This is a genomic window from Actinacidiphila cocklensis, assembly GCF_907177275.1.
In the GTDB taxonomy this organism is placed as follows: domain Bacteria; phylum Actinomycetota; class Actinomycetes; order Streptomycetales; family Streptomycetaceae; genus Actinacidiphila; species Actinacidiphila cocklensis.
Map to the genome: position 1 here is coordinate 259,794 of NZ_CAJSLV010000001.1, position 12,442 is coordinate 272,235.

The 12,442-nt window shown below is 70.9% G+C and carries 8 protein-coding genes; 3 read left to right on the plus strand and 5 right to left on the minus strand.

Annotated elements, in window-relative coordinates; all coding sequences use genetic code 11:
* Window position 1: 1 nt before the first annotated feature.
* Window positions 2–892 carry an NsdA family TPR-like regulatory protein gene (locus tag NFU81_RS01025; RefSeq protein WP_308208248.1) on the minus strand — a complete coding sequence of 297 codons (891 nt, stop codon included), beginning with the start codon at window positions 890–892 and terminating at the stop codon, window positions 2–4.
* A gap of 281 nt (window positions 893–1,173) precedes the next feature.
* A complete protein-coding gene (locus NFU81_RS40970; protein WP_308208249.1) occupies window positions 1,174–1,371 on the minus strand; it encodes a hypothetical protein in 198 nt (65 codons plus the stop codon).
* A gap of 215 nt (window positions 1,372–1,586) precedes the next feature.
* Between NFU81_RS40970 and NFU81_RS01030 the strand changes: the two genes are divergently transcribed.
* The gene (locus tag NFU81_RS01030; protein WP_251483780.1) at window positions 1,587–1,883 is read left to right on the plus strand and encodes a hypothetical protein; all 297 of its coding nucleotides are present in this window, start codon (window positions 1,587–1,589) and stop codon (window positions 1,881–1,883) included.
* Here the strand turns inward: NFU81_RS01030 and NFU81_RS01035 are convergent.
* From NFU81_RS01035 to NFU81_RS01050, 3 genes are all read right to left on the minus strand, one after another.
* Window positions 1,873–2,304 carry a hypothetical protein gene (locus NFU81_RS01035; RefSeq protein WP_251483781.1) on the minus strand — a complete coding sequence of 144 codons (432 nt, stop codon included), beginning with the start codon at window positions 2,302–2,304 and terminating at the stop codon, window positions 1,873–1,875. The two genes, NFU81_RS01030 and NFU81_RS01035, sit on opposite strands and share 11 nt — an antisense overlap.
* Window positions 2,305–2,661: 357 nt before the next feature.
* On the minus strand, window positions 2,662–8,841 hold the full coding sequence (locus NFU81_RS01045; protein WP_251483783.1) for a S1 RNA-binding domain-containing protein: 6,180 nt from the start codon (window positions 8,839–8,841) through the stop codon (window positions 2,662–2,664).
* A 204-nt stretch (window positions 8,842–9,045) separates the two neighbouring features.
* The gene (locus NFU81_RS01050; protein ID WP_251483784.1) at window positions 9,046–10,131 is read right to left on the minus strand and encodes a DUF5937 family protein; all 1,086 of its coding nucleotides are present in this window, start codon (window positions 10,129–10,131) and stop codon (window positions 9,046–9,048) included.
* Between the two features lie 101 nt (window positions 10,132–10,232).
* Here NFU81_RS01050 and NFU81_RS01055 point away from each other — a divergent pair, with 101 nt between their 5' ends.
* Together NFU81_RS01055 and NFU81_RS01060 are read left to right on the plus strand one after the other, a co-directional pair.
* Window positions 10,233–11,477: an MFS transporter gene (locus NFU81_RS01055; protein WP_251483785.1), complete on the plus strand. Its 1,245-nt coding sequence runs from the start codon at window positions 10,233–10,235 to the stop codon at window positions 11,475–11,477.
* Window positions 11,478–11,679: 202 nt separating this feature from the next.
* The gene (locus NFU81_RS01060; RefSeq protein WP_251483786.1) at window positions 11,680–12,435 is read left to right on the plus strand and encodes a (5-formylfuran-3-yl)methyl phosphate synthase; all 756 of its coding nucleotides are present in this window, start codon (window positions 11,680–11,682) and stop codon (window positions 12,433–12,435) included.
* The last annotated feature ends 7 nt before the right edge of the window (window positions 12,436–12,442 follow it).

The window sequence follows — 12,442 nt, forward strand, 5'->3', positions numbered from 1 at the left end:
ATTACTCCTCAAGCTCGGCGCGGGCCAGAGTCACCCTGTCGTTGAGCGCTCTGACCGCAGGGGCGGATGAGTGATCGCTGACCTCGCGCTGGAAGTCCTCGACATAGCGGACGAAGCGCGCGGACTGCAACGACTCACCTTCATCCACCGCAAGGGTCGCCGTGGCAACGGCGTTCTCAAGGTCGCCGTTGAGGAACTGGCTCTGTGCCAGGACCATCCGGCAGAACCCGAGCGTGCGGGCGTACTGCGGGCCGGTCTGGGCACCAGCCTGCTCGGCGAACCGCATGGATTCGATGGGCCGTTTGAGGTCACGGAAGCAGTGGGAGATCTCGCCGATGATCTCGGCCTCGTCCACGTAGGCGAGGTAATCCGGGTCCTCAGCCGAGGCGGCCTTCTCGAAGAACCGCTCGGCCTCGTTCATCGCGCGAGATGCGCCGGCCACGTCCTGCGCGCTGGACAGTGCACGCGCTTCGTGGGCGGTAAAGATGGCGTTGGCACGTGGAGTGGCTTGGCCTCGGCCACCTTCAAGGGCAGCACGAGCGAGTTGGGCGGCACGGGCGGTCTGTCCGAGGTAGTTGGCTTGGTGGCTCATGGTGGCGAGGATGGTCGAGCCCATGAGGCGGTCATCGATGACCTGCGTCAGCCGCAGTCCGGAGACGAAGTACCGATGGGCAAGGGCGTGGTCACCGATGTCGTACGCGGTCCAGCCGAGAACTGCGGCGATCTCGGCGGCCGCGGCGAAGAGCGCCGTGCCCACCTTCTCGCTGTAGCTGGCTCGCAGCAGAGGCAGAACCTCGTGGCGGAAGTAGTGCCGCAGGGTCGTGTGCCCATGGCCGCCTCCGTAAAGGAAGTCGAGCCCGGTGAACATCGCGGTGGCGGTGCGTATGGCCATGACGTCCCGCATGCCGGCTCGGCACGCGCCTTGGACTTCAGCGACTCCGTCCGGCCGCGACACCATCCAGGACAGCACGGCCGAGTCGACCTGCCTGTCCTCCAGCAGCGTGGTGCCGACGATGCCCCCATCACCTGGTCGGAGTTGGGTGAGCCCGTCAAGGGTTGCCAGTGCTTCGTCAAGGGTGGCTGCGTAGCCTGGACTCGGCGGCATTCGGCGTGGATGGCTCACACCGGCAAAGCCGATATCGGCGGGGGTGATGCTGCGTCCTAGCTTGCCGCTCAGGACCTAGCCACATACGCAGCGGTCGCCGCCTGGATGCCGCTGCCGTCAAGCCAACGCTGCACGGCCACGTGCGTGGCGCCGACGTGCGCCCCGTGGCGCAGCGCGACGTCTCTCACCCGGCGGGCCAGTCCCTTATTGCTCGCGCCGGCCTCGGCCATCACCGCGGCTAACGGGTGATTCGGCTCCCTGCTCATGATCTCTCCTGCCACCAGAGACGATGACGGCAAGTGCCCATCCTGTCACGCATATGCGCGACTGCAATGGGGTTCACGAACGAACCCCCCTCGCGACGCGTGAACCCCCGTGGTCACGCGGACCCCGCTGTGAACGCTGCCGTTCGGACCCGTGTCGCCGTTGACTTGCTGCACACGGCGGCGCACCCGGCCGCCGACGGACAGAGGACAACGCGATGGATGCGCGAGAGACCCACCGCCGGCCCCTGCGGACGGCGCACCCCGATCCCCTGGAGCCCAGCGCTCTCGCTGGCTCGGAACGCTTCCGCTCGCTGACCCTCGACGCTGACGCGCCTGACACGGGGTCGGTCTTCCCGGCCGGAGCCTCGACGGTCCGCGCCCACTCCACGGCCTCCGCCGGCAGCATCACCACCCGGGCGTGGTCACCGGTGATCTGCACGCCGCTGTTGACGACCGACGCGACGGACCGCGCCCCCGACGCCGCCGCCTCCCCCGCTCCGGTCACCGCGTGACGTGCGCGTCGTCGCCGGTGATCTGCACCCCGCTGTTCGAACCCGAGGCAATCGAACGCTCCCCCGAGGCCACCACCGAAGACTGCGGCAACTGCGCGAACAGCTCGACCAGTTCGTGCCGCAACTCCTCGTCCTCACGCAACGCCCGCTTGATCTGCTGCCGCAGGGCACCGGCCGCGTCCGCGTCGTCCGGCTCCTGGGCGGCGTCCTCCACCGCCGACGCCAAAGTTGCACGGCCCTGCTCGTCCTGGCGGTGCCACACCGCCTGAAGAATCCGCCGGCCCAGGCCCGCCGTCGCGTCGGTCGCGGCGCCCACCGCCGCGTCCTCGGCCCGCGCGAACACCTGCGCTCCATACGCGCCCACCGCCGCCGACAGATACGGCCCCGCCTGCTCCACCAGCTGAACGATCTCCGCGCTCACGCACGTCCCCTGACGACACGTCACTCCACCCCTACGGGTGACCCAGCGTATGGACGCACAGCACTCCGTGAGTACAAAACGCCAGAAGCGCCCACCCGGTTCCACATCGCGCGGACGCGTACCGCGGGTGATGTACGAGGCCGGCGGGTGGCGCGGGTCGCCCGGATGTCGGCGATCGGGTCGCCGTCCAGGAGCAGCAGGTCCGCCCGGGCGCCCGGCACGACGGCGCCCCGGGTCGGGGAGCCCGAAGCCGCGTGCGGGCAGGACGGTCGCGGCGCGCAGGGCCTCGGCCGTGGAGAGTTTCGGCGAACTCGACCTGAGATCTCGGGTGCGGTCGGGCGACGGCTGTGCAGCCCCTCAGGCCACACCACGCAGCGAGAAGTCCAGCCGGCCCTTCTCCTGATCGATGCGGCGTACTCGGACGCGCAGGCGATGCCCTGGTCGCGCCACCTGCGCCCGGCTGCGAGGCCCGCCGCTCTCCATCTCCCTGTTGTGCAGCAGCCCGCTGACACCGCCGACGTCCAGGAACACCCCGTAGGGCATGACGCGGGTCACGACCCCTTCCATGAGGTCGCCCTCGCTGCAGTCGCCGAGTGATATCCGAGGGCGTGCCCCCTTGGGCGCCGCGCGGTCGCGTGCGGCGGGGGCGTGCGCGTTCAGGGACAGCGAGAGCCGTTCCTTGGCCGGGTCGAAAGACACGATCAGACACCGCACATGCTGCCCGACCGTGAAACGTGTCCGCGGATCGGCCGAGCCCGGGATCCGGGATATGTGGGCCAGCCCCGTGACGCGGCCGACGTCCACGAACACGCCGTACTCGACGACTCCGGTGACGACTCCGTCGAGCTGAGTGCCGGGGGAGCAGGTGGCCAGGTCCAGCGGCGGGAGCGACGCGCGTGCTGCGTCGAGGTGCGGATCGACGGGGGACTGGAGCCGGAGCGACAACGCGATCTTCCCGGTGTCGCTGTCGACCCGCAGGACACGGACGGTCACGTGCTGCCCGATCTGCAGGACTTTACGGTGGTCTGCCGGCCCATACGCCATCTCGGACTTGTGGATCAGTCCGTTGTGCCCGCCGAGGTTGACGAACGCCCCGTAGTCGACGATGTTCGACACGACCGCCGTCCGGGTCTGCGACGGAGCGAGGTCGCCGAACTCGATCGGTTCGAGCAGGGCGGCCTCGACGGTGCCACGGCCGATGGTGTTGTCCGGTTCCAGCAGCCACGCCTCTGCCAGCCGGGTCAGGGCGGCGCGCGCCGAAGGGTCCGCGACCCTCAGGCCCAGCGTGATGACGTGCGGCCAGACGGGGTCCTTCGACCAGCGCCTTCGAGAGCACCACTCGACGACCTGCTCGCCGACCGGCGTCGCCGACAGGTCCAGGTACTCGGCCGCGTCCAGGTAGCGGAAGCCCCACTGCCGCGAGGACCTCGTCCACGGATCGTCCAGGGACCCGGAGATCGCCGCATCCCTGACCTCCGGTTCGAGTCGCGGTGCCACCGGCCTCCAGCAGTACCGCCAGGTCCTGGACCTCCTGGTCAGCGGGAGCGCGAGCCACCGGCCGGCGGCGGCGACATCCGGGTCCGACAGTCCGGTGAGTATCCGGCTCACCGTGCCGGTGGTGTGGCCCCAGTTCTGGTCGCCCCAGTTCACCGGGTCGGCCAGCCAGGACTCGGCAAGCCGGTGCAGCTCGGCGAGGTGCCTGTCGTCCGCCAGATCCGCTGCGGAACTCAGCACGAACGGCCAGCCCACGTCCGCGCGGGAGCGGGAGTCGCTCAACCAGGCCACCGCCAGGTCGGCCAGCTCCGGGGAGTGCTCCGCGCTGTGGCGTTCGCCGAGCGCCCTGAAGACGAAGCTCCAGCGGCGGCCCGCGAAGTTCTGTCTCCGGGTGAGCCAGTCGAGCCCGAGCGCGTAGACCTCGTCCGCGTCGAGTGCCGCGGTGTCCGACAGGGCGACGGCGCACTCGATGGCCTTGGAGGACGCAGGGCTGTCGCGGTTGACCGGATCCGCGAACCAGTTCCAGAGGAACGCTGCGAGCTGCTCTCTCTCCTGGCCGGTGGTGAGCGGGTGCACGTGTTCGAGGACCCATCCCCACCCGCCGTTCCCGGAGATGTTCTTGAGCCACTGCAGGCCCAGCTGCCGTAGCTCGCCCCGCTCGTCGGGTGCCGCGTCCATCATGATCTGGAAGACGCGATTCCAGGAGGGGTACCGCCAGTTGTGGCGGTTCCACAGCCACAGGAACTCGAGCCTGACCAGCTCGGCCCGTCCGCTCCCGTCCAGGACCGACAGGAGCCCACCGACGACCTGTGACCTGTCGACCCTGTCGTCGAGCGACCTGGTCCGCAGGAACTCCAGTCCTGCCTCGACCAGCTCGCCGCGGTCGAACGCCAGGTCGGAGCCGAGGACCAGGGCGTACACGTTGCCCCAGTCGTCGACGTCACGGAACCGTCTGTGCCCGACGAGCCTGTCCGCCGCGGACTCCCCGACTGCCTCGCGGTCGTGGTCGGCATCCACCAGGAGTTCCAGGAGCCGGGTCCACCCCTGGCCGGATCGGTGGACCGAGGCTTTCAGCCATCGGCCGGCCGTCTCGAAGACGGGTGCCTGGTGGGCGCCCGGGGTCCGTTCGACGAAATGCGTGACGACCACCGGCCACAGCGGATCCTCCTGCGCGGATGCGGTGTCGATCCACCGCCGCACCAGGCCGAGCAGCTCGGTCTGGTCGGTACCGTCGGTGGCCCGCATCAAGGTCTGCGCCACCGACCCCCACCGGGGATCGTCCTGGTCGATCCACTCGCGTAGCCACTGCATCCCGATACCGACGAGGTCGTCGCGTCCGGTGGACCCGACCACACTGATGAGGCGTTCCAGGGACTTGTCCCAGCGCCTGAGGAACTGATGCATCGGTTCCCGGACCCAGGTCGTGGCCAGAGCGACGACCAGGGCGTGCTCCCGGGGTCCCAAATGCCGCATCAGACCGGTGCAGACGTTGATCCAGTTGCTGTCCGAGAAGTGGGTCTCGTCGAGAACCCAGTCCGTGACCGCCCTGAGCAGTTCGTCGCGCTCCTCCGCGCCGAGGGTGCTGTACAGCGCGTCGAAGACGATCGGCCAACCCGTGGAGAACGAGTTGGGTGACTGCAGCCACTCCTTGCCCAGACTGATCAACTGCGCGCGCTCGCGCCGCGAGGAGGGCGCCACCTCGTTGTGCATCCGCCGGTACAGGTAGTGCCAGGTGAGCGTGCGATGCGAACGTTCGTCGCTCAGCCATCCCACGGAGGCTCTTTCGACCTCGGCCAGCAGCTCGCCGCGAGTCTCCCGCAGCAAGGTCAGCGCCACATGGCACCACGCCGGGTTGGTCGCTGCGTCCGGGTGCACGAGCCACGCCGCCGCCGTTTCCAGTACCCGGTCGCGGGCACGGTCCCCGACCCAGAAGAGCTTGCGCTCCAGGACGTATCCCCAGCCGGGGTTGGCGACGGTCGACTCGGACTGCAGCCAGGCCAGCGCGATGCGGGCCACGGTGTCGCTCTGGGTCAGGGAACCGAGCGCCTGGTAGGCGAACGGCCACCCTGAGTCGGTCCAGTGCCCCGGGTCGCCCAGCCAGCGCGTCAGCGCGTCGAGGTCCAGCGGGCTGCCGGTGAGCGCGGCGACTCGGGCCGCGACGGCACCGGCGCCTGAGGAGGACTCGCCACCCGCGCCGATCCGGCGGCGCAGAGCGTCGAGGAGTTCCTCGGCGCCTTGGTCACCGGGGTGCAGGGTGCCCACGAGCGCGTGTGCGGTGGGTATCCATGCGTCGGTGGTCAGCGCCGGATCCGCGATCGCGGCCGACCCCAGCGCCCTTGGTGTCGGCGACAGCACGACCCCCGGCAACGCCTGTTCCAGACGGATCCAGGCCGGCAGGTCTTCGAGGCCGATACCCACGGCCGAGCGGGCGAGCGTCTCGTAGGCCGCCGCGAGGGCGACCGGCAGAAGTGCCGGGTCGAGCCTGCCCTGGAACGCGGCTGTGTGCGACCTCGCCACGGCGAGCCTGAGTGCTGTCAGCGGCGCGGCCCGCTCGGCGGGGCTCTCGCCGACAAGCCCGCACTCGATGATCGCGTCGCGGAGGACTCCCGCCGACTGGTGGGCGTCCCGCTCGCCGAACCATCCCTGGAAGAGTGCGTCTGCCAGGTGCGGGTGAGCCAGCCACACGCCGCCGCGCCCGGAGTCGGCAGACACAGCGATGTGCTTGTCGCCCTCGGTCAGCTGCGTGAGGGCGTCGCGTTCGGCGTCGGTCAGGGCGCGCAGCGACGCGGCCGGCAGGCCCGCATACAGGCGGTTGACTGCCAGCAGCTTCGCGATGAACGCCGGGACCCGCGACGACCTCTCCATCCCTTCGAGCCGGGCCTTGAACCTCCGCGCGAAGCTCTCGAGCGACGCACCCGTCCCGTACTGGAAGAACCGCTGCACCATCAGGACGTTCGAGGAGGCCAGATGCGCCGGCAGGGTCTGGCTCGTCCGGGCGGTGAACCATCGTTCGAGCTCAGCGGCGTGGTCGGTGTCGAGTTGTTCGTTCACACGCCTGGCAGTGACCTCGACGTCGTCGAGGAACGCCGACCGGAACGCGCTCCTCTGCTCGCTCGGTCCGCAGGTGACGATGACCGGAAGTTGCCTGCCCTGGTTGCGTGCCGTGCTCAAGGCACGGACGGCGTCCCGCCAATGCTCCCCCGATCGGCCCTGGGCCGCCGGGGAGAACCCGTCATCGATCACGATGATCGTCTGATCGCCCGGCTCGGCGTTGGTCAGCGCGAACGAGACGGCTTCGGGGAGCTCCTCGACATCGTTCCCCAGCCACAGCATCATGCCGCGGTTCGTCTGGCGGATCCTGGCCAGGGTCTGCAGCATCAGGACGCTCTTTCCGCACCCTGAGCGGCCCTCGAACCAGTACACCGGCAGCCTGCGGCCGATGTCCGCCTCCGCGCTCTCGACGCTGTCGAGCCACAGTTCGAGATGTTCGGCCGCCGGTCCGACCTGCCAGTCCCGGTCCGCGAAGAAGCCGTCCACGACGTGCGACGGCTTCGGCTGGGCGCCGGCGAGGTAGTCGCCCGGTGTGACCTCGGCCGGCGGGGCAAAGGTGTCGGTGAGTACGACGATGCCCTGGGAGAGGCAGTCCTTCGGCGGGCTCAACCGCAGCGTCGTCAGGTCCGAGAAGAGCTCGTCGGCAAGGTCGGCCGGACGCCGCCCCTCGGAGACCGCCGAGGCGAGGCGCTCGGTCCAGCGGTCGATCCAACCCAGCGGATTGCTGACCCGCAGCACCCCGGAGGTGAGCATTTCCATCGCCTCCGACCGGGGCGACGGGTCGGTGGTCAGACTCAGCCGTGCCGTGAAGTCGGCAACCGCATCGTCGTCGCCGCCCTGGGCCGGACGCCACCGGTCCACCACCGTACGGACGGTGGACGCGGCCCGCCTCCGACAGCGAATCTCGAACCGCAGATTCGCCGCGCCGTCGGCCAGTACCTCCTCGGCGGTCCGAGACACCGACCACAGGTCCTCGAGCGCGGCCCGCACCGGATCCCCCGGCCCCACCAGTTTCGCCTGAACGGTGATCGGTTCCTCCACCCCGCCGGTGGCGGCGAAGCCGGACAGCGCCTCGGCGAGAGGGGCACGGCTTCCGGGCTGACGAAGCCACGCCGCGATCGAGTCCCGGAGCGCCGAGTGCAGCTGGAAATCTAAGTCACCGGTGGTCTGGCGATCGCCGCCCGCCCCCTCCCGGGACCCGTACGCCCAACGGTCCCGAAGCTTCGCGAGGTTCCTGGGTGTGCTCGGGATCTCCTCGGTGTCGCCGGTGGCTGTCGCCGCGGCAGCCGCGACGAGAGCGACCAGGTTGCGAGTCCGGCCGTAGACAAGAGCGTCGCGGCTGGAAGGCTTGCAGATGGCGACATGGTCGGCGTCGACGCCGACAGGCTGCACCTTCGGCAGCGCGGGGTCCGCCGACGCGGCGTCAACGACCTGAAACCCTTTGGTCGGCCTGGTCTCGAAGAACACCAGATGCTGGATCCCGGTGGTCGAGTCGTGGACCCAGTTCTGATAGCGCGTCGACAGCTGCCGCAGATGCGCGCCATTGCTCCGCAGGTCCTTCACGGCGTCCGTGCCGCGGTAGATCTTGCCCAGTGCGTCGACCGTCTTCGTCAGGCCCGAGCCGTTGTGGGGCGTCCCGAGGAACACGACGGCCCTGGTCATCTCCGCGAACGACGCGAACTCGGTTCCGCCGTACGCCGCATAGAGCAGCGCCTCTTTGACGATCAGGCCGCCCATGCTGTGCGTGACGAACACCAGCGGCCGCTCACCGACTCGTTTGAGCTGCAACGAGGCCAGCACATTGATCATGCGGTCCTCCATCGGTATCGCATGACCGCGCCAGCCGCTCGACCAGGCGTCGTACCCCACCGACCAGACCGCGACACCGCTCACGTCCTCGGCCAGCCACCTCGGCCAGAAGTCCTTCTTGCCCGCGGTCCAGGACTTCTTCGGATGCCCGTCCAGGCCGTGCAGGAACACCACATCCAGCACGGCATCATCCGGTACGTGTACTGCGACGACCTCGGTCAACTCGACGACCCCCCACCCAGACCGCACACACCAACTCGCGCGGGCTACTCAGCAGTCGGCATTCCCGCGCATAGCGTACTCTCCGGCCCATTGGCGGCGTAGCCGTCGTAGCCTCCCAGAACAACCGGCCTGACACCGCCCGCGTTCTGATCGGGCGGAAGCCGCTCAGCGCAGTACGGCCGACAGCAGGTCGGTGCCCAGCGCCGCCAGGTCGGGCAGGTTGAGGGTGTAGCGGACGTAACGACCGTCCCGTCGAGTCGTGAGCAGGTCCGCCCGGCGCAGGACGGCGAGGTGGCGGGACACCTCAGGGGGCGAGAGCTCCCAGAAGTTGGCCAGCTCCGCGGTGGTGTGCGGGCCGCGGGCCAGCGTGCGCAGCAGCCGCAGCCGTACCGGATGCGCGAGCGCCTCCAGCCGGAGGGTGACCGTCTCCAGCGAGACGGGCTCGGCCGGACCCGGCTCGGCGACGGGGTACTGCACCACCGGATGCCACCCGGGCGCGTGGACCGCCACCAGGTGCGGGCGGCCGAAGACGCTGGGGATGAAGGTGACCCCGGCGCCACGGGCGGCGGTCGCCTTGTCCTGCACCTTGTCCACGATGATGCAGTCGCCGTCCGGCGCCAGCGTGACCGCCCCGGAGACCGAGGCGAGTGCCGCCCCGACACCCTGGCGCCTGAGCAGGTCGTTCTTCAGCCGCAGATCGCCGGCGAGCTGCACCGCGACGCCCGCCCAGGCGCCGTCGAAGAAGGCCCCGGCGCATTCCTCAAGGGTGTGGCGCACCCGCGCCCGTACCGCGGCCGGGTCCGCGAGCAGCCGTTCCGCGAAGGCCTCCTGCAGTGCGCCGCGGGCCTGGGCCACGTCCAGGGCGCGCTCGCGCGCCGCCGTGTCGGTGAGCGGCGACGCCCCGGGGAAATGGACCCGGTTGCTGCCGCACGTGGTGACGAGCGCGGCGGTCACGTACGTCTCGTCGTCGATCCGGTCCACGTCGTCCAGTTCCTCGGCGAGGGTCGGCCGGGGCCGCGCGGGGATGAGGAAGTCGGCCTGCGAGGAACGCCAGAGGAACTCCGCCTCCCTGAGCCGCTCGGCCAGCTCCGGCCGCAGCCCGGCCCAGACGTCCGCGGCCCAGCCCGCGAACTGCGGATGGTGACCGGGTTCTGCCAGCACGTGCAGCATCGCGGTCAGCTCGGCCAGCGGGGAGGCGGCGAACCGCACGCGCTCGGACGGCAGACCGCTGATGGCGATCCTCAGCGTCATCCCCCCATCATCACCGCCCGGCAGCACGGCGACGGCGTCGATTGACGATGCGCGTCAACCGACGTGCCCCGCCCCTGCGGCCGAGCGCACCGTCTGACCCCATGGCAACCCTCACCAGAATCCAGCCCCGCGCCCTCGTCCGCGCCTCAGGAGGCCCCCGCTACGCCGTCGCCCTGGCGGTGGACGCGCTGGGCACCGGCCTGCTGCGGCCCTTTCTGCTGCTCTACGGCGTGACGGTCCTGGGGCTGTCCGCTCCGGTCACCGGCACCGCCATGACGGCCGGCATCGTCTCGGGCCTGGTGTGCATGCCCGCGGTGGGCCGATGGCTGGACAGCGGCGCGCGCAGCACGGTCGTGGCGGCGTCGATGCTGGTGCGGGTGCTGGGCGTGGCGCTGCTGCTGGCTGCCCCGGCGGGGCACGTCGGGCTCTTCGCGGCGGCGGCGCTCTTCCTCGGCATCGGCAACCAGGCATGGCCGGCCGCCCACGCCGCACTCGTGGCCACGGTCGCCCACGGCAGGGAACGCGACACCGCCCTCGCAGGGGCACGAGCCCTGCGCAACGCCGCCCTGGGCGTCGGAGCACTGCTCGCCACCGTGTGCATGGCGGGCGGCACCACCGCACTCCGGGGGCTGGCAGCTGTCACCGCGCTCGCCTACGTTGCCGCGGCGGCCCTGGCGTGGTCGGTCCACGTGCACGCACATCCGGCGCAGGCCGCCCCGGCCGGGGACCGGGACGACGAGCCCGCACCCCGGATGCTCGCGCTGCTCGCCGCCAACGTGGTCTACGTCTTCTGCCTCAACGTCCCCGAGATCGCGCTCCCGCTGGTCCTGGTGACGCAGCTCCACGCGTCCCCGGTGTGGCCGGCAGCCGTCTTCGTGGCCAACACGGCGCTGGTCGTCACCCTCCAGGTACCGGTCACCGTCCTGATGTCCCGCTTCTCCCGGCGGACCGTGCTGGCCCTCTCCGGCGTGGTGCTGGCCGCGTCCTACCTCGGCTTCCTCGCGGCCACCCCGCTGGGACACGGCTGGAGTGTCCCGGCCGTCGCCGCGGTGTCCGTGGTCTGCACGATCGGCGAGATCATCTACGCCGGCAGCGCCACCGCGCTCGTCACCGCCCTCGCCCCGGCCCATGTCCTGGGACGCGCCCTCACCCGCTTCCAGCTCTCCACGGGCTTCGGCCTCGCCGTCTCCCCTGCGGTCATCACCGCGCTCGCCCCGCACGGCCCGGCCGCCCTGTGGGGCAGCCTCGCCGGCGCGACACTCCTGTCCGCCTCCGCCGTCGCCACCGAGAAGGACCACGGCACGCGGACCAGCGGTTTCCGCCCCCGGGAGCGGGCGGGCGTGTGAGCCGCGCCGCCGGTTCCCGGACCGGCGTGGACGGCGCGCGGGGAGGGCGCGGACCGGTCAGGGCAGTGACCCGTACGGGACCCGTGCGCTCTGCCGGGGGGCGGGGGGCCGCCGTGATGATGAGCAGACCGCACGTGATCCGGGCGGCGTCCGCGCCACTGCCGTGTGCCGGGCGGACCAGGTGAGCGAAAAGGAGTCCCCGTTGTTGCTTCTCATCTCCCCGGACAGCGTCGAGGAGGCCCTCGACTGCGCGAAGGCCGCCGAGCACCTCGACATCGTCGACGTCAAGAAGCCCGACGAGGGATCGCTCGGCGCGAACTTCCCTTGGGTGATCAGGGAGATCCGCGGCGCGGTCCCGGCGGACACGCCGGTCTCCGCCACCGTGGGCGACGTACCGTACAAGCCCGGCACGGTGGCCCAGGCCGCGCTCGGCGCGGTGGTGTCCGGGGCCTCGTACATCAAGGTCGGCCTCTACGGGTGCACGACGACCGAGCAGGCCGTCGAGGTGATGCGCGGGGTCGTCAGGGCGGTGAAGGACCACCGCCCTGACGCGTTCGTGGTGGCCTCGGGCTACGCCGACGCCCACCGGATCGGCTGCGTCAACCCGCTCGCGCTGCCGGACATCGCCCGGCGCTCCGGCTCCGACGCGGCCATGCTCGACACCGCGATCAAGGACGGCAGCGGGCTGTTCGACCACGTCCCGCCGGACGTCTGCGGCGAGTTCGTCCGGCTCGCCCACGAGGCGGACCTGCTCGCGGCCCTGGCCGGCAGCGTCAAGGTGGGGGATCTCGGCGCGCTGACCCGGATCGGCACGGACATCGTCGGGGTGCGCGGCGCGGTCTGCGAGGGCGGCGACCGCAACACCGGCAGGATCCAGCCGCACCTGGTGGCCGCCTTCCGGGCGGAGATGGACCGGCACGCCCGGGAGCACACCGCCGGCGTCGCCGCCGCGAGCTGACCGCGGC

Excerpts from the sequence above, each read along its gene's own strand:
- NFU81_RS01050 (WP_251483784.1), bottom strand. The coding sequence starts at position 10,131 with ATGACGCTGAGGATCGCCATCAGCGGTCTGCCGTCCGAGCGCGTGCGG.
- NFU81_RS40970 (WP_308208249.1), bottom strand. The coding sequence starts at position 1,371 with ATGAGCAGGGAGCCGAATCACCCGTTAGCCGCGGTGATGGCCGAGGCC.
- NFU81_RS01055 (WP_251483785.1), top strand. The coding sequence starts at position 10,233 with ATGGCAACCCTCACCAGAATCCAGCCCCGCGCCCTCGTCCGCGCCTCA.
- NFU81_RS01030 (WP_251483780.1), top strand. The coding sequence starts at position 1,587 with ATGGATGCGCGAGAGACCCACCGCCGGCCCCTGCGGACGGCGCACCCC.
- NFU81_RS01025 (WP_308208248.1), bottom strand. The coding sequence starts at position 892 with ATGGCCATACGCACCGCCACCGCGATGTTCACCGGGCTCGACTTCCTT.